The following is a 24,326-nucleotide window of genomic DNA, read 5'->3' on the forward strand; positions in this document are numbered from 1 at the left end:
ATTAACAAAATTATGAAAAAAAAACCAAAGAATGATGGAATGCAATTTTCATTGTTCAAAATTGACCTGAAATTGAAACTAACTACACTACTGCTTTTAGTTGCCATTTTTAATTCCCGAGCCGATACTTATGCCCAAAAGACAAAAGTAAGCTTGGAATTAAAAAATTCTACTGTGGAGAAAGTTATTGAAACTATTGAACAAAAAACCGATTTTAAATTTATTTATAAATTAAACGATATCGATTTAGACCGCGTGGTATCCATCCATGTAAAAAACCAGAACATAAATGTTGTTTTGGATTATCTCTTTAAAGATGTTCCAACTGAGATTATTATTAGAGACACACAGATTATGCTCAAAAAACCAAAAGCAGTAGTCTCTGAAGCTCTGCCTTTTCTCATCCAAACCGTAAGAGGTAAAGTAATAGACGAAAACCGAATGCCTTTGTCCGGTGCAACCGTTACGGAGCAAAACACAAAAAATAGTGTACTGACAGGCTATGACGGAGCCTTTGAAATCTCTGTTCAAAGTAATACGGCTATGCTTAAAGTTACATATGTGGGCTATGACTCAAAAATATTTCCGGCCAGTCAATCCAATCCTATCATACAATTATCACCTGAAACAACATCACTGAAAGAAGTTGTATTAGTAGGTTATAGTTCTATGTCCAAAAGAGATGTAACAGGTGCAGTATCTTCCATAGCTCAAAAAGATATGAATCAAGGGACTATAGTAAATCCTTTGCAATTGATTTCTGGTAAAATGGCAGGGGTAAACATCAATCAAGTTGGAAGTGAGCCAGGATCTGCGCCAAATATCAGAATTCGAGGATTAACTTCATTAGTTGGAGGAAGTGATCCATTAGTAGTTATTGACGGAGTGCAGGGAAATCTGGATTTATTAAACCAAATTCCCCCAAGTGAAATTGCTTCTATCGATATTTTGAAAGATGCATCGGCTGCTGCTGTTTATGGCGCCAGAGGTGCTGCTGGAGTTGTTCTTGTAACAACCAAAAAAAGCAAGGCTGGTAAAACATCCGTAGAATATACAGGAACAATGTCTGTGGATCAAATTCCAAATCCGTTAGAAGTTCTTAATGCCGATCAATGGTGGCAACAAGCACAGTCAGTAGGTGTACCTGCCTCTGCAAATCATGGTGCCAGTACCGATTGGTTTAATATTTTGACACAAACAGGTTTTACACAAACTCATGCTTTGGCCTTTGGTGGTGGAGCTGATAAATTTAATTATAGAGCTTCTATTAGTGCTATTTTACAAGAAGGTGTAGTGATAAACTCAAAAAGCAATAAATATATTGGACGCATTCAAGCCACTCAGTTAGCTATGGATGATAAGTTAAAATTGACTTTTAACCTTAACAGCGGTATTATTGAAACTGATAATAGTATTGCAGAAATTGGTAGAGCATCCTTTAAGTCAAACTTAATTACAAACTCTTATTTTGTAAGTCCTACTAATCCTGTTTATAATACTGATGGTACTTATTTTAGTGATCCTAACGTATTTCATTACTTAAATCCATATGCTGCTGCAGAAACGGTAACTAATCATGACGAAAACAACAATTTATTTGGAAGTTTAAAAGCAGAATTAGAAATCATTGACGGTGTGACTTTAGCTGGATTTGGAAGCTGGAGAAATACTAATACTGTTCACGGTTATTATCTTCCATCAGAATCAACTGATGCTGATGCTGTAGATCAAAAAGGTGTTGCCAATATCCACAACGATAAGGTAAATGAAAGGCTTATGAACGTGAGCATTAATTACAAAAAAGTATTAGGCAACCATAGTCTGGATGTATTAGCTCTTTATGAGTGGCAGAATCAAATCTACCAAGGTAATTTTGCTCAAGCACGTGGTTTTATAAATGATATTGCTACTTTCAATGCTTTACAGTTAGGAGATTTTTCTAATGCAAAACCAGGTGATATAACTTCTTATAAAAATGACAGAACCTTAATATCATTTTTAACGCGTTTTAATTATAGTTATTTAGGCCGTTATTTACTTACCGGAAGTATTAGAAAAGATGGTTCTTCTGTATTTGGAGATAATAATAAATGGGGTAACTTCCCATCTGTATCTTTAGGCTGGGCAATTGATAAAGAACCTTTTATGGCCAATCAGACTCTCTTTTCTCAATTAAAATTACGTGGAGGATATGGAGAAACGGGTAACCAGCAAGGATTATATCCTCAACAATCTCTTTCATTAGTAGGGCAAGGAAGTCCAAGTCTTACCTATTTTGGAGGTTCACAAATCACTAATTACATTCAGATTCAAAATGCTAATCCTGATTTGAAATGGGAAACAAAAAAACAAACCAATATTGGTATTGATTTTGCTCTTTTTGAGAATAGGCTTAGGGGTACAATTGATGCTTATACCGCAACTACCGAAAACCTTTTATTCAATTACACTGTACCACAGCCTCCTTATCCATATGATAGAGTATATGCCAATGTGGGCAGCCTTTTGAACGAAGGACTAGAAGCTTCATTGAGCTATGATTTAATAAGTAATGAGAACACTACGCTTACTTTAGCAGGAAATGTCTCTTTCATGAGAAATGAAGTATTGAACCTGAGCGGATCTATCGATGGAGTACCATTGAATACAGATTATGTTGGATGGGGTGCTCCAAATTCTTATTTGGTTAAAGGAAAACCAGTAGGTTCATTTTACACTTTGCATAGTACAGGGAAAGACAATGCTAACTCGGAAACGGTATTAGACCGTGATGGAAATGGCATTATAGATCAAGGATCAACAAGTCCTGACAGAGCTTACAATGGTGCTGCAATGCCAACTTATACTTTTGCATTCAATCCTACTTTTAGATATAAAAAACTGGATATTTCAATGCTTTGGAGAGGTTCCGGAGGTAATAAAATCTATAATACCTTGAACAAAAGTTTAAGCTATCAAGAAAGCATTGGTAAATCCAATGTTCTAACAAGCTCAGTTGCCTTAGATATGTTTACTACTCCATATGTATCTGATTTATGGCTTGAAAAAGGTGATTTCATACGATTAGACAATATAACTCTTGGCTATAATTTTACTTTCAAAGAGGTTAAATACCTTGAATCACTTCGCCTTACTTTAAATGGTAGTAACTTATTACTATTTACTGATTATACTGGAATGGATCCTGAAATTAATTTAAAAGGTAATGGTGGTGATTCTAATTCCCACTTTGGTGATGACATCGGGATATATCCTCGTACTAGAACATTTGGTCTAGGTTTAAGTGTTAAATTTAAATAGTAAAGAAAATGAAAATCAAAAATATAGTATTGATAGGAGGTTTAAGTCTTTTATCATTCGCAAGCTGCACCGATTTAGATGAAAATGTCTATGATAAATACCAAACTGATACTTTTTATAATTCTCCAGAAGGTGCAAATATAGCCCTAGCTGCTGTTTATGCACAAGTAGGAGGAAACTGGGATGGTGTTGGATATGCAGGTGCCGATAATGGCTGGTATGACCTAAATGCAATGTCGAGTGACGAACAGGTAATCCCTCATAGAAATACAGGAGACTGGCAATTGGATTTTGCTCAGCAGTACAAACACGAATGGCTGCCATCAAGCTTAATGGTAAACAATACTTGGAAATGGTTATACAAATCTGTATTTAGTGCCAACTTAGCTGTAGAACAATTAGAAAAAGCAAAGGCTGATCCTTCAAAAATTGCTGAAGCTAAAGTATTAAGAGCTTTTTTCTATTATCTATTAATTGATGATTATGGCAATGTACCTTTTTATACATCAAATAATATCACTGTAGATAAAATTCCTCAAGCTGATCGCAAAGTTGTTTATGATTTTATTGTAAAAGAATTAAATGATAATGTAGAATTACTTTCGGGAACCAAAGGTGGTGAATACTATGGCCGTTTCAACAAATGGGCTGGTTATATGTTATTAGCTAAAGTATATTTGAATGCGGGAGTTTATACAGGAACTCCAAAATGGAATGAATGTCTTGCAGTTTGTAACAAATTAAATGAAGGTGGATTTTCTCTTCACTCAGGAAGTGCAAATGCATCAAGCCCATTAGGAAATAAATATTTTGAATTGTTTGGAGACGTACTTCCAGAAGACGAAACAATATTAGCTATTTACACGACTGTTGATGTTGTTTCGCGTAATATTTTTACAGTACGCAGTATGGCTGGATCCAATGCTTTTACCTTATTTGGATACAATGGCTGGAATGGAACTGTTATTCCAAAAGACTTTTATTTAAAATATGATAATGCAGATATCCGTAAAAAACAATTTTTAGTAGGAGAACAGCCTGGAGGTGTTAATTATACTATTGAAATAGGTTCATTAGATAATCCTGGTGCACCAGCACAATCAGGAGTTCGTAATACTAAATTTTATCCAGCAGGAGTAACTACTGGAGGAGGAGCTTCGAATGATTTTCCAATTTTTAGATATGCCGATGTCTTGCTGATGACCGCTGAATGTCATGTTAGACTAGGAAATGCTGCAACAGCAAAACCATTTATCGATGCCGTAAGACAACGCGCTGGACTAAATGCATTGGCAGCTAATCCAACTCTTACTGATATTTATAACGAAAGAGGATTTGAATTAAACTGGGAAGGACACAGAAGACAAGACATGATCCGTTTTGATACTTTTTTATTGCCAAATGAATTTAGAGGTGCTTCACAACCCTTTAGAAAATTGTTCCCAATTCCTACTCCTGCACTTAATGCAAATCCAGGTTTAAAACAAAATCCAGGTTACTAAAAAAGAACTCATATGAAAACATATATATATAAGTTACTCGTACTTTGCGCTGTAGCGCTGCTTGCTGTATCTTGTGAAGAAACAGCCGAATTAACCACCTTGCAAGAGGTTAGTTTTACATCGACTGTTGAAGCTTCAACAAAAACGATCGTTATATCAGATGACAATTCATCAGAACCTGTAGTTGCTCTTTCTTGGCCAGCCGTAGCTTATCCAATTGAAGCTCCTGTTACTTATGCTTTACAATTTGACATCCCAGCAGACATTACTGGCGAAAAAGCATGGAGTAAAGCAACCCGTATAGTAGTAGGTGAAGATGTTTTAAGTAAGTCTTTACTAGGGGTAGAACTTAATAAAATAGCAATACTGCTTGGATTACCAGTAGATGCAGCCGGAAAAATTGCTGTTCGTGTAGAATCTTATATGGATCATACAGCCTATTCTGAGCCTATAATTTTGACTGTTACTCCTTACGAAGCTAAACCTTCTGGCCAAATAATAATGCCAGGAAGTTACCAAGGCTGGAATGTAGATACGGCAGCATTATTTGCTCCAATATCTGTAGGGATATATCAAGGGTATGTGTCCATCCCAGTTGGAGCTGGATTAGGTTTTAAATTAAATCAAGAAAGAAACTGGGCACAATTTTATGGTGCTGGAGCTTCTAATCAAGATTTAAAAAACATGAGCGATACCGATTTTCAAATGCCAGGTGCAGGTTCTTATCAAATGACGGTAAACCTTAAAACTCTAAAATGGAATGCTGTTCCTTATTCTTGGGGAATTGTTGGTGATGCAACCGCTGGAAGCTGGGATACCAGCACTCCAATGAATTATGATCATGTAAGTAAAACTTGGAAAGTTACAGCCGATTTAAAACCAGGAAATGTAAAATTCAGACTTAACAATTCATGGACAATCAACTACGGTGCCAAAAATAATGATGAAGGTATCATGTACCTAGACAATTCAGGAGCACATTATGTGGGAGAAGCAGGGAAATATGAAATCACTTTTACAATAAATGATGTCAATCCAGCTCTTAATGGTTATCCTGCAACAGGTACTTACACCGTAAAAAAAATATAACTAAAAAGAGAGATAATCTATATTCAATACGATGGGTTTTGGTTAGTTAAACTGCATTCCCTCTTTGCTGAAAAAATAAGAGGGGTGCACCCATTACCAAAAAAATAATGATTATTTATTAAAAAATAAAACAAATGAAAAAATACATCAAAATCGTTTTTGCAGTTTGCTTCACTTTGGTAATAGCCGCATGCAGCTCATCTGATGATACTCCAAATATACCGTCTCCGTACGATCAATATGGCACTCCATTTGATAAAATGCCGGCCAAAGAAGATGCTATTATTTATCAAGTTAATATTCGTGCTTTCAGTAATGCGGGAACACTAAATGGTGTAACCGAAAAACTGGACGCTATTCATGATCTTGGAGTAAATGTTATTTATTTAATGCCAATTTATCCTGTTGGAATTGTGCGCTCTGCTGGTGGACTAGGTTCTCCTTATTCTGTTAAAGATTACAAAGCTGTAAGTACCGAATTTGGAACACTAAACGATCTTCGTAAGCTGGTTGATGAAGCTCACAAAAAAAACATGGCAGTTATCTTAGACTGGGTTGCCAATCATACTTCATGGGATAATGCATGGATTACTGCTCATCCTAATTGGTACCAAAAAGATGCTTCAGGCAATATCATTATCCCTCCGGGAACAAATTATAATGATGTAGCACAATTAGATTTTAACAATCAGGATATGCGAGCAGCTATGGTAGATGCTATGTCCTATTGGGTTTACAATGCAAACATAGATGGTTTCCGTTGCGATTATGCTGATTTTGTGCCTCAGAATTTTTGGACACAAGCCACAACTGCTTTAAGAAAAATTAAAAATCAAAATATATTAATGCTTGCCGAAGGTTCAAAAGTGAATCATTTCGCAGCTGGTTTTGATTATACTTTTGGCTTCGGCTTTTTTGATTCTTTGAAAAAAGTATTCAACGAAGGAAAATCAGTAACTACAATCCAAGATGCTAATGCTGCTGAATATGCTACGAATTATGATAACTCACAGCGTATTGTAAGATACACTTCAAATCATGATGTTAACTGGTCTGATGGTTCGCCGGTAACATTATTTGGAGGAAAACAAGGTTCTGTTGCTGCTTTTGTTGTTGCTGCTTATATGAAATCAGTGCCTATGATTTATAATGCTCAAGAAATTGGGTATGCTAAAAAAATTGATTATTTCACACACACTCCTATAGATTGGAGCACTGCCGATGCTGGTATGCTAACCGAATACAAAAAAATAATCGCTTTTAGAAACACGAGTAATGCCATAAAAAGAGGAACTTACAAAGGATACAGCAATGACGCTATAAGTGCCTTTACTATGGAAACAGATACCGAAAAAGTGTTAGTACTTTCTAATTTGACAAGTGGTTCAGCAAAATATATTGTTCCGGCTTCACTATCAAAAATAGCTTGGAAAAATGCTTTTGAAGGTGCATCAGTTACTCTTACATCTGAAATCACTTTACAGCCATTTCAGTATATGGTGTTAAAAAATTAATATTATAAACTAGCTAATTTTCAAATAGTCATATCTAATCTTGTTTCTTATCTTTGTAACAGAAGATGATTATTGGTTACTAAGACTGTTTGTAACACACAGCATATTATTGCAAAGCCACAAAGACTCCTAAAATTTAATTCATATAACTTTTTGTTTAAATTAATTGTATGGTTTGTTTAAATTTTTAATACTTCGAAACTATTTGTCTTTGTGTGCCTTTGCATTATTCTTTTTACTCCAAAAAAATAAAAAATGATTTATAACCTAAGAAAAATACAGCTTAATGCATTGTTTTTATTGATTTGTCTTGCTCCTTTTTTAATACAGGCACAGGAAATAAATTCGCCTAATAAGAATCTTGCATTAAAATTTGAATTAAAAGAAAATGGAGTTCCCTCCTACCAGCTTACATACAAAGGTAAAGCAGTAATTAAGCCTAGTTCATTGGGATTAGAGATCAAAGATGCTCCTTCGTTTATGGATGGTTTTTCTATTACAAATACGGAACAAAAATCGGTAGATGAATCCTGGAATCCAGTTATGGGAGAGGAAAAAACGATTCGTAATAACTACAACGAACTGCTGGTTACTTTGGCTCAGGCCAAAAATAATAACAGATACATCCGCATCCGTTTTAGATTATTTAATGATGGATTAGGGTTCCGATATGAATTTCCGAAACAGAATGACTTGAATTATTTTGTAATTAAAGAAGAACGTACCGAATTTCAATTAGCCGGTGATCATAAAATTTTCTGGATTCCAGGAGATTATGATACCAATGAATATGCCTACACTACTTCAAAAATTTCTGAAGTTCCTTTGTTGATGAAAAAAGCCACTATCGAAATCAATTCCCAGTGGCCAATCAAAGAACTAGCGGTACAAACACCTTCAATGATGAAATCCACTGATGGTCTATATATAAACATTCACGAAGCGGCTCTAATCAATTATCCTGCAATGTATCTGGAACTTGATGCTGCGACTTATAAAATGCGCAGCCATTTAGCACCCGATGCTGTTGGTAATAAAGGTTATATGCAGACTGATGCACAATCACCTTGGAGAACTATTATTGTAAGTGATAAAGCGACTGATATTTTGGCTTCAAAATTAATATTGAACCTTAACGAACCAACGAGCTACAAGGATGTTTCTTGGATAAAACCAGTAAAATACATCGGAATCTGGTGGGAATATTTTGTTGCTGGGAAAAGCACTTGGGCATTCGGAAAAGAAAATAACGTAAAACTGACCGATGATTTTTCGAAATTAACACCAAACGGAAAACACGGAGCTACAACAGAAAGAGCGAAAGAATACATTGATTTCGCTGCCAAAAACGGTTTTGATGCTATCCTTATCGAAGGCTGGAATATAGGCTGGGAAGACTGGATTGGAAATTGGAAAGAAGAAGTTTTTGATTATGTAACGCCTTACCCAGATTTTGATGTCAAAGCTGTACATGAATACGCTGCTGCAAAAGGTGTAAAGATTATCATGCACCATGAAACTTCAGGATCGGCAACCAACTACGAACGCCGATTGGATCGTGCTTTTCAATTCATGAACGACAATGGTTACGATGCTGTAAAAACAGGTTATGTGGGCAAAATTATTCCGCGCGGAGAACATCATGATGGGCAATGGATGGTAAATCATTATATCAATGTAGCCAAACGTGCCGCCGATTATAAAATCATGATTGACAGCCACGAAGCCGTTCGCCCAACAGGTTTAAACCGTACATTTCCGAACTGGGTTGCACAGGAATCTGCCCGTGGAACTGAGTTTGAATCTATGGGAGGATTAAATCCAGATCACACTACTATTTTGCCTTTTACAAGATTAATGGGAGGCCCTATGGATTTTACACCAGGGATTTTCCAAACCGACCTTTCTTATTATGGAACGGGAAGCAAACAGCGTGTCAATACCACTCTGGTAAAACAATTAGCTTATTATGTAACAATGTACAGTCCGTTACAGATGGCTGCAGATATTCCTGGGAATTATGAGCGTTTTCCAGATGCTTTTCAATTCATCAAAGATGTTGCTGTAGATTGGGACAACAGTTATGTACTGGAAGCCGAACCTGGAGATTATATCACGATTGCCCGTAAAGCAAAAGGGAAAAATGAATGGTTTGTTGGCGGAATTACCGATGAAAATGCTAGAACTGCTAACATTACTTTCGGCTATTTGCCTGCTGGAAAAAAATTCATTGCTACAGTGTATGCCGATGCAAAAGAGGCAAACTGGAATGAAAATCCTCAAAAATACACGGTAACTAAAGCAATTGTAAATTCTAAAACAGTATTGAAACAATTTTTAGCTCCGGGAGGAGGAGTTGCCATCAGCATCAAAGAAGCAAACGATGCCGATATGAAAGGATTGAAAAAATTATAAAAACATTTGTCCCGCTAAATTGTAATGACAAATTCCGATGAATAAATCCTTGCCACATACCCCCAAGTGCTGCAAGATTTGAGGATTCGGTTAGGATCGTTCATTGGGAATAAAAAAAAGAAGCTTTTGAAGCTTCTTTTTTTGTTTTTTTCAATTAATAAGTTTTACAAATGAATTCCTCCAGCAACTTCTATTCGCTGTCCGTTTACCCATTTTGAATCGTCTGTACATAAAAAAGCAACCACACTTCCAATATCATCAGGAAGCCCCACCCGGCCCAATGCCGTTTGAGACGCAATCTGCTGATTTAGCTGTTCATTATCACGGACTGCACCACCGCCAAAATCGGTTTCAATCGCTCCCGGAGCAACAATGTTCACCCTGATTTTTCTTGCGCCTAATTCCTGCGCCTGATAGCTAGTCAATGTTTCAATTGCCCCTTTCATGCTCGCATAAGCAGAATATCCAGGATATGAGAAGCGTGCCAATCCAGACGAAATATTCACAATTCCACCGTCGTCATTCAATATGTTTAAAGCTTTTTGAGTCAGGAAAAATGTCCCTTTAAAATGAATGTTAACCATATCGTCAAATTGCGCTTCTGTGGTTTCGGAAAAACTTGCATAAGTTCCGACTCCGGCATTATTGATTAAAAAATCAATTTTATCAGTACCAAAAGTGTTTTTTAAAGCCGATGATGCATTTTGAAAAAAAGAATCAAAACTGCTTACCTCAGCGACATTCAGCTGCAGTGCCACGGCTTTTTGGCCTAATTTTTCGATTTCGCTTACAACTTCTTCAGCTTCGGTTTTTTTGCTGTGATATGTCAATACAATGTCCAGTCCTTTATTGGCAAGACTCAAAGCCATATTTTTTCCTAATCCGCGGCTCCCGCCTGTAACCAGAGCAATTTTATTTCCCATCTTAAATTTTGTTTTAAATTATCTAAGACAAAATTAATTCAGATGTAAAGTTCATTAGTTGCAAATATCAATCCAGAATTTGCGAAATTCAAATCAAACCATTTAAACGCGAAAAGACAATGGAGACAGCGCAGTCTGCTTTTTGAAAAAATTAGAGAAATGTGCCAGTTCTTCGAAACCGAGCGAATAAGCAATTTCCGAAATGTTCCAATCTGTTTCTTTCAACAAAGTTTTGGCTTCCTGAATCAATCGTTCACTGATTAATTCAGTAGTAGTCTTTCCTGTATTTTCCTTTAAAACTTTATTAAGATGATTGACATGAATAGACAAACGGGCAGCAAAATCTTTGGCTGATTTCAATTCCAGACGCTGACGGGAAGATTCAATAGGAAATTGTCTTTCGAGTAATTCGACAAATAAAGAAGAAACTCTCGCTGCAGAATTATGTTTGGAATACAAAGCGGTAACGGGCTGCAGTTTTTGTCCAAAATGAATCAGCTCCGCCACATAATTCCGAATCAAATCGTATTTATACACATAATCAGAGTTGATTTCCTGATGTATCTTTTTGAAAATCAAATCGATTTCAGCAACTTCTTCCTCAGTCAGCTGAAAAACCGGATAACCATCTGTTTGAAAAATAGGCAGTTTATCAAGATCCATTCCCGTTTTATCCTTGGTCAAAAACTGATTGGTAAAAACACAAAAATGCCCAGACTGCTGCATATCCAATGGAAGATAATTATATGGAATTTTGGGTGTTGCAAATAAAAGAGCATATTGGTCAACCTCGATTACTTTGTCGGCATACTCCACTCTATTCTTCCCACTGATCAGACTTATTTTATAATAGGCTCTCTTGTCATAAGGCATGCAGGATTTCCCATTCAGCCTCTCATAAAGTTCCTTGATATTAAAAACATTAAAGTGTCCAATTTCTTTTTGAATCCCATTAGGCAGCAGCAATGCGTTCTTTTCTATAAAACATTCTGAAGAAATGTCTTCGTAAAAGTTTTCTATTGATCTTGATTTCATTGGAATTAAATTTGTAAAAATCAAATATAGTGATTTACAAAGAAAATATTTTCAAATAGAAGTCTTAAAAAATTGAATTGATTTTAAATCTAATTTAAAAAAAAGCTCAGAATAATCTAAATATTATTTACACTTACTTTTTGAGTTGAATAGATCAAAGTGTATTTTTTTAAACATGTTTTAATTCAAAACTGTAATGGTATCCGATTAATTTTTTACCATCCTCATAATTTCTAATCCATGCTTCTTCCTCATGACTTAATTTTACAATTTCATTTCTGGAAACACTATTAAATCTTTTTACAATTTCTTCTAAGGTATTCACTTCAGACTCGCTAAAATAGTCTGAGTTAAATGTTCTGTTTTCAATAGGTTTAAACTCTTCACCACAATAGCCATTGCCATAGTCTATGGTGTTTATTATAAAGTTATTTTCTCTTTGCAGTTTTTCAAAAATAGTTTGAAAGTTGTTTGGAACAGGTCCAAAATCAATAGCAACATATCTTGTACCGCTTATTGAAAATGAAGTTTTTTTAAAGTTTAAAAAATCAGCATAAAAAAGCAACTTGTTCATCACTGTTTTCAATGGACTTAATTGTTGCGTAAAATACACAATCATTTCTGTTAGCTTTTCTATATTTGGAGACTTATAACCTGTATAAATATCAGGATTACTATCTCCTAAAATATAGTTTTGTAAACCAACTTTAAAATGATTTTTTCTTTCTTCTTGAATTAAATCATCAATATTTTTTAACAATTCTACTTTCTCCACATCTCCAAAAACTCCTTGACTTTCTTCAACAAGCAATCTGAAAGATTTTGGATTTTTTGCTAATTGTATCAATTTAGCATTTGCCAAGCTAGGAACTTCACCACTTTCATAGTTCCTATAGGTATTAACACCGAACCCCAAAGAAAGCCCCATTTTGTTTGCGGGCAAATTATATTTTTTTCTAATGCTTATGATTTCCTCTGGAAATGGCAAGTTATACTTATCTAGATACTGATTGTAAACTTGGGTTAAATTTAATGTATCTAATTGTGTGTCTGTAAAACTTTCTTTAGTGTCCTCACAAAAATAGGAATGATGGGTATATGTAAATTCTTCTTTCCTAAAAATTAAATTTTTCTTCTCTTTTACTAGAGTCATTTCATTACCTGTAAACGGACTTTTCATATTAAATGTTTTTAAAAGGATATTTTAAGGGATAATCTGAAATATGGAATGAAATACAAAATGATTTTGTTGGCAGTATTGTAATTTTAATGTAAACCTCTTGTTTCTTTACAGTGGCTCCGAAAACCCACATTGGGCTAGTACCAAATTGATCATTTGTTAAAGGTCCTTGACAATAATCTTCAATTGTTAGTTTTGACAAGACATTATCTCTAAATTTTGCGGTTATTTCTAAATCGGCTAATGTTTGGGTGTTTTTATCTCTATTGGCATAAATGACTCCAAAAGCACTCATATTTGCTTTGAATTCCGCTAAAAAATTCTTGACATCATTTTTATCCATATAGCTAAAAATTCACCGTTGAAGATTTGGCAAAGTTAAGAATTAAAACAATAAAAACAACCATGTAGTTGTTAATTATGACTTAATCAATAAAAAAACAAACTATACAGTTGTTTAATACAGAATAAAAAACATATATACATTTTACTCCCCACCCAACATCTCCATCAATTCCAGACATCTTCTCGTGGTTTTGGCATTATCAAAAGTCAGCAATAATCGCAAGCCTGCAGGAGTCTGTTTTTCTTTCATAACACAAATACTGCTGTTATTCTGTACAAACTGAATCACTTTATGGAAACGTTTAGAGTGGTAATAATCCGATTGTTGGTCGGAGACAAAATAACCAATCATCTTTCCTTTTTTCATCACCAGTTTTTCGATTCCCACACGCGTTGCGATCCATTTGATGCGGATACTGTTCATTAAGGCATTCGCTCTTGGTGGCATTGGACCAAAACGATCAATTAGTTTATTTTGGAAAACAACCAGTTCTTCCTCATTTTTCACCTCAGCCAATTCGTTGTACAAACTCAAACGCTCCGTGACATTATTGATATATTCATCTGAAAAAAGCAGCTCAAAATCGGTATCGATCTGCAGGTCTTTTACATATTCCTTGGTCTCAATATTATTCTCTTCGGGGTACAAATCCTTGAATTCGTTTTCCTTCAATTCCTCGATAGCCTCATTCATGATTTTTTGGTACGTATCAAAACCAATATCATTGATAAAACCGCTTTGTTCTCCTCCCAACAAATCTCCAGCTCCGCGAATTTCAAGGTCTTTCATCGCAATGTTCAAACCGCTTCCCAATTCGCTGAATTGTTCCAAAGCCTGAATTCTCTTTCTTGCATCTTCGGTCATGTGCGAATAAGGAGGACAGATAAAATAACAAAATGCTTTCTTGTTGCTTCGCCCCACACGCCCTCTCATCTGATGCAGATCGGACAGACCAAAATTATTGGCATTATTGATAAATATGGTATTCGCATTCGGAACGTCTAATCCGCTTTCGATAATCGTCGTGGCTACCAAAACATCAAATTCGCCGTTCATAAAGGCGAGCATTAATTCTTCGAGTTTGGCTCCGTCCATTTGTCCGTGGCCAATTCCAACTCTCGCATTTGGCACGAGACGCTGAATCATTCCTGCAATTTCTTTGATATTTTCAATTCGGTTATTGATAAAGAAAACCTGCCCGTTACGCTGAATTTCATACGAAACCGCATCCCGGATCAGCTCTTCATTAAACCCGACCACATTCGTTTCTATAGGATAACGATTGGGCGGAGGCGTTGTAATCACCGATAAATCTCTCGCTGCCATCAGCGAAAACTGTAAAGTTCTCGGAATTGGGGTTGCAGTCAAAGTAAGCGTATCGACATTAGCCGCAATGGTTTTGAGTTTGTCTTTTACGTTAACGCCAAATTTCTGTTCTTCATCGACAATCAATAAACCAAGGTCTTTGAAAACTACATTTTTATTCACCAATTGGTGTGTTCCAATGACAATATCCAATTTCCCTTCAGCTAAATCTTTTAAAGTTTGCGCTTTTTGTTTGGCAGTTCTAAAACGGTTCAAGTAACCAATAGAAACCGGCATGTCTTTCAGTCTTTCGCTAAAAGTTCTATAATGCTGGTATGCCAAAATAGTCGTAGGAACCAAAACTGCTACTTGTTTAGAATTATCAACAGCTTTGAAAGCCGCACGGATTGCAACCTCAGTTTTACCAAATCCTACATCGCCACAGACCAAACGGTCCATAGGGCGTTCGCTCTCCATATCGGCTTTGACTTCCTGTGTCGATTTAATTTGATCCGGAGTATCTTCGTAAATAAATGAACTCTCCAATTCATTTTGAAGATAACTGTCTGGCGCAAATTGGAATCCTTTTTCCAGTCTTCGTTTCGCATACAGCTGAATCAAATTGAATGCAATATGTTTGACCCTCGCTTTGGTTTTTTGTTTTAAAGTCTTCCACGCGCTGGAACCCAATTTGTAAATTTTAGGAGGCGTTCCGTCTTTTCCGTTGTATTTCGAAATCTTATGCAGCGAGTGAATGCTCACATACACAATATCATTATCGGCGTAAACCAATTTGATCGCTTCCTGCGTTTTGCCTTCCACTTGTATTTTTTGCAGTCCTCCAAACTTCCCGATACCATGGTCGATATGCGTTACATAATCGCCAACGGATAAAGTAGTCAGTTCTTTTAAGGTTAGATTCTGCTTTTTAGAATAACCGTTTTTGATGCTGAATTTATGATAACGCTCAAAAATCTGATGATCGGTATAACAGCAAATCTGATTTTCCTGATCGATAAAACCTTGGTACAACGGCAAAACAATTGTCTTGTACTGCTTGCGGATATTCTCGGAATTAGCTTCATCCAAAGATTCGAAAATATCATGAAAACGCTTTGTCTGCGCTTCATTGGAACAAAACAGATAATTTTGATACCCGTTAAAATGGTTGTCGCTCAAATTATTCAGCAGTAAATCAAATTGCTTGTTGAACGACGGCTGTGGCTGAATATGAAATTCAAATTTCTTAGTCGTTTTAAAAACCGGTTTTGAATTAAATTCCACCACCGAAAAATCCAACGCTCTTTTTACAAATGCCTTTTGATTCAAAAACAATTGTTCCGGCGTGGCGTGTTTTATGTCTTTGGACAATTTCTCAAAAGCTTCTTCGGCTCTGGCAAATTGCTTATCCAACTCGTATAAAAGATTCTCCGTATTTTGAAAAAACAACACCGTTCTTTCGGCTATATAATCCAAAAAACTTTCTCTGTTTTCCTGAAAAACCTTATTCTCAACATTCGGGATAATGGTAATTTTTTTCTTTTGTTCCAATGACAATTGGCTTGCAACGTCAAAAGTCCGGATGCTTTCGACTTCGTTACCAAAAAACTCAATTCGATATGGATTGTCATTCGAAAAGGAAAATACATCGACAATTCCTCCACGAACCGAAAATTCACCAGGTTCGATAATAAAGTCAACTCGTTTGAATTCATATTCAAACAAAACTTCATTCAGGAAATCAATCGAAATTTTATCACCAACCGCAACTTTCAAAGTATTTTTATCCAGATTCTGACGGGTCACCACTTTTTCAAAAAGTGCCTCGGGATAGGTAACAATTACTGCAGGTTTTTTGCGGGAATTGATTCTGTTAAGGACTTCGGAACGAAGTAAAACATTCGCATTATCGGTTTCCTCAATCTGATACGGACGACGGAAAGAACCCGGATAAAACAGCACATCCTGTTCGCCAATCATTTGTTCCAAATCATTCAAATAATAAGCAGCTTCCTCCTTATTGTTCAAAACCACCAAAAAAGGAAGTTCCGATTTCTTGAAAACTGACTGAATGACAAAAGAAACTGCTGATCCCAGCAGACCGCCCAAATGCATTTTTACCTGATTATTTTCCTGTAAACCGGCTACAATCTGTGCCGTTTTTGGAGAAGAATCATAAACCGAATATATAAAAGTGGCTTTACTCAAGGCTGTGATGGATTTGGATTTTTTGGACTGGCTACTCCTCCTGAATTACCAGGCATTGTATGATATTTTTCAGGTGCTCCGTTATTTCCAGGATTTCCAGGCATCATCGGATTTCCTGACGGAATTGCCCGAGTCGTATCGATAATCATCTGTAACAATTCGGATTCTCCTGCTTCCATCGGGATTTTGCTTTTCTCTACAATTTTATCCATTTGTCGCTGCAGGGAAACCAGTTCAATATTAATTTCTGCAACAATTTTTACTACTTTTTTATCGGAGATATCAGTAAGATTTATATACAAATCCAGCATTCTTACCTGCGTAATCAAAGCTGCAATCCTGCTTCGTATCTGCGGTGTGTCAAACTGCGCAGGAATACTGCTGTTCAAAGCCATCACTTTAGTTGACAATATTTTGGATTTCTTCTGATAATCAGTAATTGTTTTTCTTGGTTTTTTTGCTAATTCCTCCATAAACTCACGCCATTGCGGCCACGTTAGAATTGAAGCTTCTGAAGTTTCATTAATTGGAGTGTCAAAAAAAGTCCAGCCTTTCTTTATATTGGTAAAAATCAGCTCTTTCTTTTTTGCATCTCTTAATTGATCAGCAAGACGCTTATCGTTATTATTATTACACGAAAACTGCATTAAAATCACCAAAAAAAACAGCGCTAATTTATTATTCATCTCCAAAATTTTTGAACCGCAAAGTTACAAATATCAATGGCAATGACAATAGTAATATCAATGACAAAAATCAATAACAATTTCAATAATAAAAACCAATTCCAAAATCAATGGAAATAATTATATTTATATTAAAATCTGCAGTAAACAGGCTGTATCTTAATTGAGTCAAAATTACGATATTAAAATTTTTATATTATTTTTTTAAAAAATTCACAAAAAACAAAGTATTTATATCTTATAATTTGCGAAATTATTATATTTGCAAAACAAATCTTTTTGATATGAATCCAAAAATATTAATTATAGGTGCCTGCGGACAGATTGGCACCGAATTAACGCATCAGCTCCGGGCAATTTACGGAACCGATAATGTAATTGCTTCCGATATTCGAAAACTGAATAATGATGTGGTCAATTCTGGTCCTTTTGAAGTAATTAATGCTTTGGATTTTAACCAAATCGAACATTTAGTCGAAATCCACCAGATTACCGATGTATATCTGATGGCTGCCCTGCTATCGGCAACAGCTGAAAAAAATCCTGCTTTTGCTTGGGATCTAAACATGAATTCGCTGTTTCATGTCTTAAATTTGGCGAAAGCCAAAAAAATAAAAAAGATATTCTGGCCTTCGAGCATTGCTGTTTTTGGGCCCACAACTCCAAAAGAAAATACGCCGCAATACACCATTATGGAACCTTCAACGGTATACGGCATCAGCAAACAGGCTGGCGAAAGATGGTGCGAATATTATCATAATCTTTTTGGTGTCGATGTCCGAAGCATACGCTATCCGGGTCTAATCAGCTGGACTACGCTGCCCGGCGGAGGAACTACCGATTATGCTGTGGATATTTACCACAAAGCTCTTTCTGAAAAAAAATACGAATGCTTTCTGAGTTCCGAAACCAAAATGCCGATGATGTATATGGACGATGCCATTGCCGCAACGATTAACATCATGAAAGCACCGGCTGAGCAAATCAAAATCCGCTCTTCTTACAATCTCGCTGCTATCAGTTTTACCCCAGCCGAAATTACTGCAGAGATCAAAAAACACATCCCGGAACTCGAAGTCACTTATGTATCCGATTTCCGTCAAAAAATTGCCGACAGCTGGCCTGCAAGCATTGACGACTCCCGAGCCAGAGAAGACTGGGGCTGGAATCACAAATTTGATCTCGAAACTATGACTGCCGAAATGCTGAAAAACCTTGCTCCGCAATACAGTATTGATTTGTAATAAAACACACAATTTTGAGCGTATCTCTATAAAAAAGGGACCAAACTCACTGTACTGATGATTTGGTCCTTTTTGTAAAACAGTTAAATTAGCCACGAATAAAACAGATTAGAACGGATTTTTTTACTAAACCACTATGCCATAGATTGGGTTAGACAGACTGAATCTGCAAGGTTGGATTGCGAAAATTGATGAAATTTTGCCACAAATTCACAGATAAAAAATGATTTTAAAATCTCTGAATCTGTAGCAAAAACTTTTTTAGAAACTAAAGCGAGATGCACTGAAAGTGCATAGTTTTAAACTCTATTTGAGACCAATAAATTGGTTAAGAATTTAGTTGGAGTCTTTACAAAATCCGTTAAATCCGTGTCATCTGTGTACCGTTTTTTTATACTTTGGGTATATTGAATTTAAAAGTTTTAAAAGCGAATCCCTGCCGAATCTCTTAAACAAGATAGAGGTTATAATTTTTTTAATTAGCTTGATCTATTAAATCTGTTGTAGAAACATAATCCATACTTTTTTGCTTCTGCATTTTCTACGTTTATTCCAATTCTGTAAATACAATAAAAAAACAATTTATATTTTTTTTATCATTAATTATTCCCAAAGATTTTTGCCAATTATTTACCCGTTTTTATACGTGTTTTGACTAAATTGCATTTAGAAACAAATTTAGATTGGTATGCCAGAAAAAGATCCGGAAAACAACGCCGAAAGAACGCGTTTGCACCTAAGAACCGACAACAAAGGCTGGAAAAAATGGGGTCCCTATTTATCCGAAAGACAATGGGGAACTGTTAGAGAAGATTATTCGCAAAGCGGTTATGCCTGGGGAAGCACCACACACGACATGGCCCGCTCCAAAGCCTACCGCTGGGGAGAAGAAGGCATTGGAGGAATTTCAGACAATAAACAGCATATATGTATTGCTTTTGCCTTTTGGAATCACAAAGACCGCATCCTAAAAGAACGTCTATTTGGATTAACGCCTGCCGAATCTAATCATGGTGAAGACGTAAAAGAAATTTATTATTACCTTGATGCAACTCCTACGCATTCCTATCAAAAAATGCTGTATAAATATCCGCATGCAGCTTTCCCTTATGAAAAGTTAATTGAAGAAAGTAAAAAACGCAGCCGTCAGGAACCCGAATATGAACTGCTTGACACTGGCGTTTTTGACAAGGACGAATATTTTGACATCACAATAGAATATGCCAAAGCCGAAGAACAGGATATTTTAATTAAAGTAACGGTGGAAAACCGTTCTAAGCTGGCAGCTCCTATTTCGGTATTACCTACCATTTGGTTTAGAAATACCTGGAGCTGGGGATATGACAATTACAAGCACAAACCTACATTGACCGGAGTAGGAAAATCACATATTGAAGTACAGCACCGCCTTGTGGGAAGTTTCAATCTGTATGCCGAAAATGCAAAAGAACTTCTGTTTTGCGACAATAAAACCAATTTTGAAAAACTATACAAATCCCCTGCTCAGTCACCCTATGCCAAAGACGGTATTAACGATTATATTATCAGCCAAGAAAAATCCGGTATAAATCCCGAAGCTGTTGGAACTAAAGCCGCAGTACATTTTGATGATTTTATTCCGCCGCTTGGCAAAAAAGAATACCGCATTCGTTTTACAAATACAGCTCCAAATGATCCTTTTGAAGATTTTGATGCCGTTTTCAGAAAAAGAATCGAAGAAGCAGATGAATTTTATGCACCGCTGCAAAAAGGAGTAAAAGACGAAACATTAAAATCCATTCAGCGACAAGCTTATGCAGGTATGCTCTGGACCAAACAATGGTATTACTATAATGTTTTTGAATGGTTAAAAGGCGATCCTTCTACTCCAAGACCTGATGCCAACCGAAAAGAAGGCCGCAACAGTTCATGGAAACACATGTATACGTCCAACATTCTCTCGATGCCGGACAAATGGGAATATCCATGGTTTGCAGCCTGGGACCTGGCTTTTCATACCTTACCTTTAGCCAGACTGGATCCGGATTTTGCTAAAAGACAGTTATCGGTTATTCTTCGGGAATATTACATGCATCCTAATGGACAGATTCCTGCTTATGAATGGTCCTTCTCAGATGTTAATCCGCCGGTACACGCGTGGGCTACCTGGAAAGTTTATAAAATTGACAAAGAAGCCAATGGAGGCACAGGAGATACTGTTTTTCTGGAACGCATTTTTCATAAACTGCTGCTCAATTTTACTTGGTGGGTTAACTTAAAAGATAAAAACGGAAACAACATTTTTGGAGGCGGATTCCTCGGAATGGATAATATTGGAGTGTTTGACCGCTCTGCCGATTTGCCTACAGGAGGACATCTGGAACAAGCCGATGGTACTGGCTGGATGGCGATGTACTGCCTGAACATGCTGCGGATAGCCTGTGAAATAGCCCTAAAAAATCCTGTTTATCAAGACATGGCATCCAAGTTTTTTGAACATTTCCTTCAAATTTCGGGGGCGATGCAGGCTTTGGGTGACAATAAAGTAAACCTTTGGGACGAAGAGGATCAGTTTTATTATGACATGCTTCACAAAGAAAACGGTGATGCCCAGCTGCTGAAAATCCGTTCGATGGTTGGATTGATTCCGCTGTTTGCTGTCGAGGTTTTAACACCTGAATTGCTTGAAAAACTCCCTATATTTAAACGCCGTGTTGAATGGATTTTAAAAAACCGCCCCGACTTGGCCAGTCTGGTTTCCAGCTGGTACAATCCCGGAAAGGGCGAAACCCGTCTGCTTTCTACGCTCCGAGGACATCGTATGAAAATGATCCTCAAGCGCATGTTTGACGAAAAAGAATTTTTATCGGATTATGGTGTTCGTTCCTTGTCCAAATACCATAAAGAGCATCCATACAAATTCAAGTATGACGGCGGTATTATTCAGGTAGATTACACTCCGGCTGAAGCCACTGGAGATATGTTTGGCGGTAATTCTAATTGGAGAGGCCCGATTTGGTTCCCGATGAACTATCTGATTTTGGACTCATTGGAAAAATTCCACAGCTATTACGGAAAAGATTTCAAGGTTGAATTCCCTGCCGGATCTGGTGAATTAGTAAATTTACAGGAAGCCTCCAAAGGTGTAGCCGAACGTTTACTAAAACTGTTTGTACCCAATGCCAATACAAAAATTCCAATGTACGGCGAATACATAAAGTTTCAGGAAGATCCGCTTTTCAATAAAAATCATTTGTTTTTTGAATACTTTGACGGAGACACCGGCAAAGGCCTAGGAGCTAATCATCAGACGGGATGGACTGGACTTATTGCCGAAATTATCCGGCATCTGAATGAGGAAGAAAATAGCTTTTAAATACTTTATAAAAAAAACCACCACATAAGCTGTAAGTATCTTATGTGGTGGTTTTTGTTTATGAATGTATATGAATTTAAAGCATTTTTATTCCAATACAAAATCATATTTAAACTAAGCCAATTGTCCAAATCTCTTGTAGCAAGTGTTACCAGAAGTGGCTTTAGCACTAATCTCTGCTAATTAAATCAATTCTTGCAATTATTTTTTCAATTGAATTAACTTGTAAATCATAGTGACTATTCTCTAAATTATTAAGATTTTGCAATAATAGGTTAGCATCATAACAAAAATTAATAATCAGTTCATCTTTATTATTAGTTTGATTATATTCAAAAAGATTATTATTTGGGGAAATAAAATTATTGTAAAAAAATATAAGATTTGCTTCAATACCTACTATTATACGTAAACTATCTTTATCATAAGTGAAAATTTTAGTTAGATTTGCTTGTAAGTTATCAATTGATAAAGATTTAGATTTAATTGAATTATAAAACTTTTGATGTAGAACTTTTAAATATATAAGCGTTACAAAAAGCAACGGAAATAATTGCCGATTATCTCGACAAGTTTTCAATACAGCTGAAACGTGTGCAAATATTTTTTCTTGTTGTCGAAGAGTTACAGACTCATTATCAAATAGGTAAAAGCATATTCTTAAAAAAGTGTCTTTATCGTTTCCAATCATCTGTGAGTGTTTTTCTTCAAAAAACTCAGCAAAGTTATAATATTGATATAAATATTCCGAAAACGTTTTACCATCTGGCGCAGGTAAAGAATATTCAATGTCAATAAATCTACGGAGATATTCTTCCGAATCAATATTATCATTGCCATAAACACCTTTTATCGCATACTCTAATTGTTCTTTATCTATTGACAAAACAAATACAATATTTGGAACAGAGAAAAAATGTTTTATTTGTTCTAAAAGGGAAACAGCATAATTTGGACGACATCTATCAAGTTCATCAATTATAAAAACTAATGGTTTGTCATTATTGACTGTATTTGCTACAAACTGTGACAAATAAGTTTTAAATTCTATGATGCTTTCTTTTCTATGTAAATATTCATCAACTTCATTTTTAAAAATATCCTTTGCTTCATCAGTTATATTAATTAAGCTTTCTTTTAAATTTTTAGTATCAATGTATTTTTCAATTAAGGATTTTACCAATATAGGTAAGATATGTTTACTAATAATTAATCCTTTTTCAAGAACATTATTAAATACAGATTCAGTATGTGGTTTTACAATAGGTTTTAATTCACCTAATAGAGCTGTTAATGCGTTATCTTCAAAATCATTTTCCCAAGCATTAAAATTTATTGTTTGAAAGTCTTGATTTTCTAAATGGTACTGCCACATTTTTACAAATGTAGTTTTTCCTGTTCCCCATTTATTATTTAAAGACATTACAAAACCTTGGTTGTTATTTTTAACAACTTCGGTCAATACTTCAGCATAAATTTTACGATTTAGTTTACAATTTTCAAACGGGGATTCTTTTTCAATTCCTATTTCGTGTTTCATTTTTGCTTATCAATTTACGATTTTTTTGGCCATTTCTGGTAACTACTTCATATGCGCTACAAAGCGTAGTTTATTCTTCAAATATAATGATTTGTCTCACATTTCGTCCGCTTTATTTTATTGTAAATTCCCGCAGGATTTCGTGCTGACCTTCCAGTTTAAGGATGATTGCCTCGTTCTCGACAAGCTGCTTTTTAGTGCTGTTGCGTATCATTTTTTATGTCCGCAAATAATACCATGTGTTTTTCTTGCCACTGATTACAAAGATTCTCACAGATTTCTTTACTATTTTTTTTAATCTGTAACTAACTCAATCTGTTTGATATTAGTTTAAGGATAGTCATATTATTTTTTATGTGTTTGATGGTGCAAAAGTGGTAGCTCGTAGTAATAGCATTAGTATGTCCTACATGTTTTATTAGTACGAGCTAGATCATTTATTGGTTCGAGCTACTAATAATATTGGCTTGTACTAGTAATAGTATTAGTACGACCTAGATGGTTTATTGGTTCGAGCTACTAATAGTATTGGCTTGTACTAGTAATAGTATTAGTACGACCTAGATGGTTTATTGGTTCGACACAGTAATAGTATTGGTTCGAGCTACTAATACTATTAATACGACCTAGATGGTTTATTGGTTCGACACAGTAATAGCATTGGTTTGTCCTACTAATACTATT

14 protein-coding genes are annotated in these 24,326 nt (G+C 35.7%); 7 read left to right on the forward strand and 7 right to left on the reverse strand.

Features of this window, described 5'->3' with window-relative positions; translation table 11 throughout:
* Positions 1-12: 12 nt before the first annotated feature.
* From IRZ80_RS09920 to IRZ80_RS09940, 5 genes are all read left to right on the forward strand, one after another.
* Entirely contained in the window at positions 13-3,300 is a 3,288-nt protein-coding gene (locus IRZ80_RS09920; RefSeq protein WP_194641408.1) for a SusC/RagA family TonB-linked outer membrane protein, read from the forward strand.
* A gap of 8 nt (positions 3,301-3,308) precedes the next feature.
* Positions 3,309-4,802 carry a RagB/SusD family nutrient uptake outer membrane protein gene (locus tag IRZ80_RS09925; RefSeq protein ID WP_194641409.1) on the forward strand — a complete coding sequence of 498 codons (1,494 nt, stop codon included), beginning with the start codon at positions 3,309-3,311 and terminating at the stop codon, positions 4,800-4,802.
* 12 nt (positions 4,803-4,814) lie between these two features.
* A complete protein-coding gene (locus IRZ80_RS09930) occupies positions 4,815-5,891 on the forward strand; it encodes a SusE domain-containing protein (protein WP_194641410.1) in 1,077 nt (358 codons plus the stop codon).
* Positions 5,892-6,025: 134 nt separating this feature from the next.
* The gene (locus IRZ80_RS09935; protein ID WP_194641411.1) at positions 6,026-7,405 is read left to right on the forward strand and encodes an alpha-amylase family glycosyl hydrolase; all 1,380 of its coding nucleotides are present in this window, start codon (positions 6,026-6,028) and stop codon (positions 7,403-7,405) included.
* A gap of 255 nt (positions 7,406-7,660) precedes the next feature.
* On the forward strand, positions 7,661-9,820 hold the full coding sequence (locus tag IRZ80_RS09940; RefSeq protein WP_194641412.1) for a glycoside hydrolase family 97 protein: 2,160 nt from the start codon (positions 7,661-7,663) through the stop codon (positions 9,818-9,820).
* Between the two features lie 164 nt (positions 9,821-9,984).
* On the opposite strand, the gene IRZ80_RS09945 is transcribed toward IRZ80_RS09940, so the two are convergent.
* The 6 genes from IRZ80_RS09945 to IRZ80_RS09970 all read right to left on the reverse strand — a co-directional run bounded on the left by IRZ80_RS09945 (position 9,985) and on the right by IRZ80_RS09970 (position 17,503).
* Positions 9,985-10,743 carry an SDR family NAD(P)-dependent oxidoreductase gene (locus IRZ80_RS09945; RefSeq protein ID WP_194641413.1) on the reverse strand — a complete coding sequence of 253 codons (759 nt, stop codon included), beginning with the start codon at positions 10,741-10,743 and terminating at the stop codon, positions 9,985-9,987.
* A 102-nt stretch (positions 10,744-10,845) separates the two neighbouring features.
* A complete protein-coding gene (locus tag IRZ80_RS09950; protein WP_194641414.1) occupies positions 10,846-11,778 on the reverse strand; it encodes a helix-turn-helix domain-containing protein in 933 nt (310 codons plus the stop codon).
* A gap of 169 nt (positions 11,779-11,947) precedes the next feature.
* Positions 11,948-12,958 (reverse strand): type II toxin-antitoxin system antitoxin SocA domain-containing protein, encoded by a 1,011-nt coding sequence (locus tag IRZ80_RS09955; RefSeq protein WP_194641415.1) that lies wholly within the window; start codon positions 12,956-12,958, stop codon positions 11,948-11,950.
* Position 12,959: 1 nt separating this feature from the next.
* On the reverse strand, positions 12,960-13,301 hold the full coding sequence (locus IRZ80_RS09960; RefSeq protein ID WP_194641416.1) for a type II toxin-antitoxin system MqsR family toxin: 342 nt from the start codon (positions 13,299-13,301) through the stop codon (positions 12,960-12,962).
* Between the two features lie 144 nt (positions 13,302-13,445).
* Positions 13,446-16,724: a transcription-repair coupling factor gene (gene mfd / locus IRZ80_RS09965; protein ID WP_410504225.1), complete on the reverse strand. Its 3,279-nt coding sequence runs from the start codon at positions 16,722-16,724 to the stop codon at positions 13,446-13,448.
* 89 nt (positions 16,725-16,813) lie between these two features.
* Complete coding sequence (locus IRZ80_RS09970) at positions 16,814-17,503, reverse strand: hypothetical protein (RefSeq protein WP_194641418.1); 690 nt, start codon at positions 17,501-17,503, stop codon at positions 16,814-16,816.
* A gap of 284 nt (positions 17,504-17,787) precedes the next feature.
* Here IRZ80_RS09970 and IRZ80_RS09975 point away from each other — a divergent pair, with 284 nt between their 5' ends.
* Positions 17,788-18,747, forward strand: a complete 960-nt coding sequence (locus tag IRZ80_RS09975; protein WP_194641419.1) for an L-threonine 3-dehydrogenase — start codon at positions 17,788-17,790, stop codon at positions 18,745-18,747.
* Between the two features lie 688 nt (positions 18,748-19,435).
* Complete coding sequence (locus IRZ80_RS09980) at positions 19,436-22,102, forward strand: MGH1-like glycoside hydrolase domain-containing protein (RefSeq protein WP_194641420.1); 2,667 nt, start codon at positions 19,436-19,438, stop codon at positions 22,100-22,102.
* 169 nt (positions 22,103-22,271) lie between these two features.
* Here the strand turns inward: IRZ80_RS09980 and IRZ80_RS09985 are convergent, their stop codons facing one another.
* Positions 22,272-23,642 (reverse strand): P-loop NTPase fold protein, encoded by a 1,371-nt coding sequence (locus IRZ80_RS09985; protein WP_194641421.1) that lies wholly within the window; start codon positions 23,640-23,642, stop codon positions 22,272-22,274.
* Positions 23,643-24,326 lie beyond the last annotated feature (684 nt).

This window comes from Flavobacterium sp. HJJ, assembly GCF_015351475.1.
GTDB classification, from domain to species: Bacteria; Bacteroidota; Bacteroidia; order Flavobacteriales; family Flavobacteriaceae; genus Flavobacterium; species Flavobacterium marginilacus.

Bases quoted from the DNA above. Each gene is read 5' to 3' on its own strand.
- IRZ80_RS09960 (WP_194641416.1), bottom strand. From the start codon at position 13,301: ATGGATAAAAATGATGTCAAGAATTTTTTAGCGGAATTCAAAGCAAAT.
- IRZ80_RS09945 (WP_194641413.1), bottom strand. From the start codon at position 10,743: ATGGGAAATAAAATTGCTCTGGTTACAGGCGGGAGCCGCGGATTAGGA.
- IRZ80_RS09925 (WP_194641409.1), top strand. From the start codon at position 3,309: ATGAAAATCAAAAATATAGTATTGATAGGAGGTTTAAGTCTTTTATCA.
- IRZ80_RS09970 (WP_194641418.1), bottom strand. From the start codon at position 17,503: ATGAATAATAAATTAGCGCTGTTTTTTTTGGTGATTTTAATGCAGTTT.
- IRZ80_RS09955 (WP_194641415.1), bottom strand. From the start codon at position 12,958: ATGAAAAGTCCGTTTACAGGTAATGAAATGACTCTAGTAAAAGAGAAG.
- IRZ80_RS09950 (WP_194641414.1), bottom strand. From the start codon at position 11,778: ATGAAATCAAGATCAATAGAAAACTTTTACGAAGACATTTCTTCAGAA.
- IRZ80_RS09940 (WP_194641412.1), top strand. From the start codon at position 7,661: ATGATTTATAACCTAAGAAAAATACAGCTTAATGCATTGTTTTTATTG.
- IRZ80_RS09980 (WP_194641420.1), top strand. From the start codon at position 19,436: ATGCCAGAAAAAGATCCGGAAAACAACGCCGAAAGAACGCGTTTGCAC.
- IRZ80_RS09930 (WP_194641410.1), top strand. From the start codon at position 4,815: ATGAAAACATATATATATAAGTTACTCGTACTTTGCGCTGTAGCGCTG.
- mfd (WP_410504225.1), bottom strand. From the start codon at position 16,724: ATGCATTTGGGCGGTCTGCTGGGATCAGCAGTTTCTTTTGTCATTCAG.
- IRZ80_RS09935 (WP_194641411.1), top strand. From the start codon at position 6,026: ATGAAAAAATACATCAAAATCGTTTTTGCAGTTTGCTTCACTTTGGTA.
- IRZ80_RS09985 (WP_194641421.1), bottom strand. From the start codon at position 23,642: ATGAAACACGAAATAGGAATTGAAAAAGAATCCCCGTTTGAAAATTGT.
- IRZ80_RS09920 (WP_194641408.1), top strand. From the start codon at position 13: ATGAAAAAAAAACCAAAGAATGATGGAATGCAATTTTCATTGTTCAAA.
- IRZ80_RS09975 (WP_194641419.1), top strand. From the start codon at position 17,788: ATGAATCCAAAAATATTAATTATAGGTGCCTGCGGACAGATTGGCACC.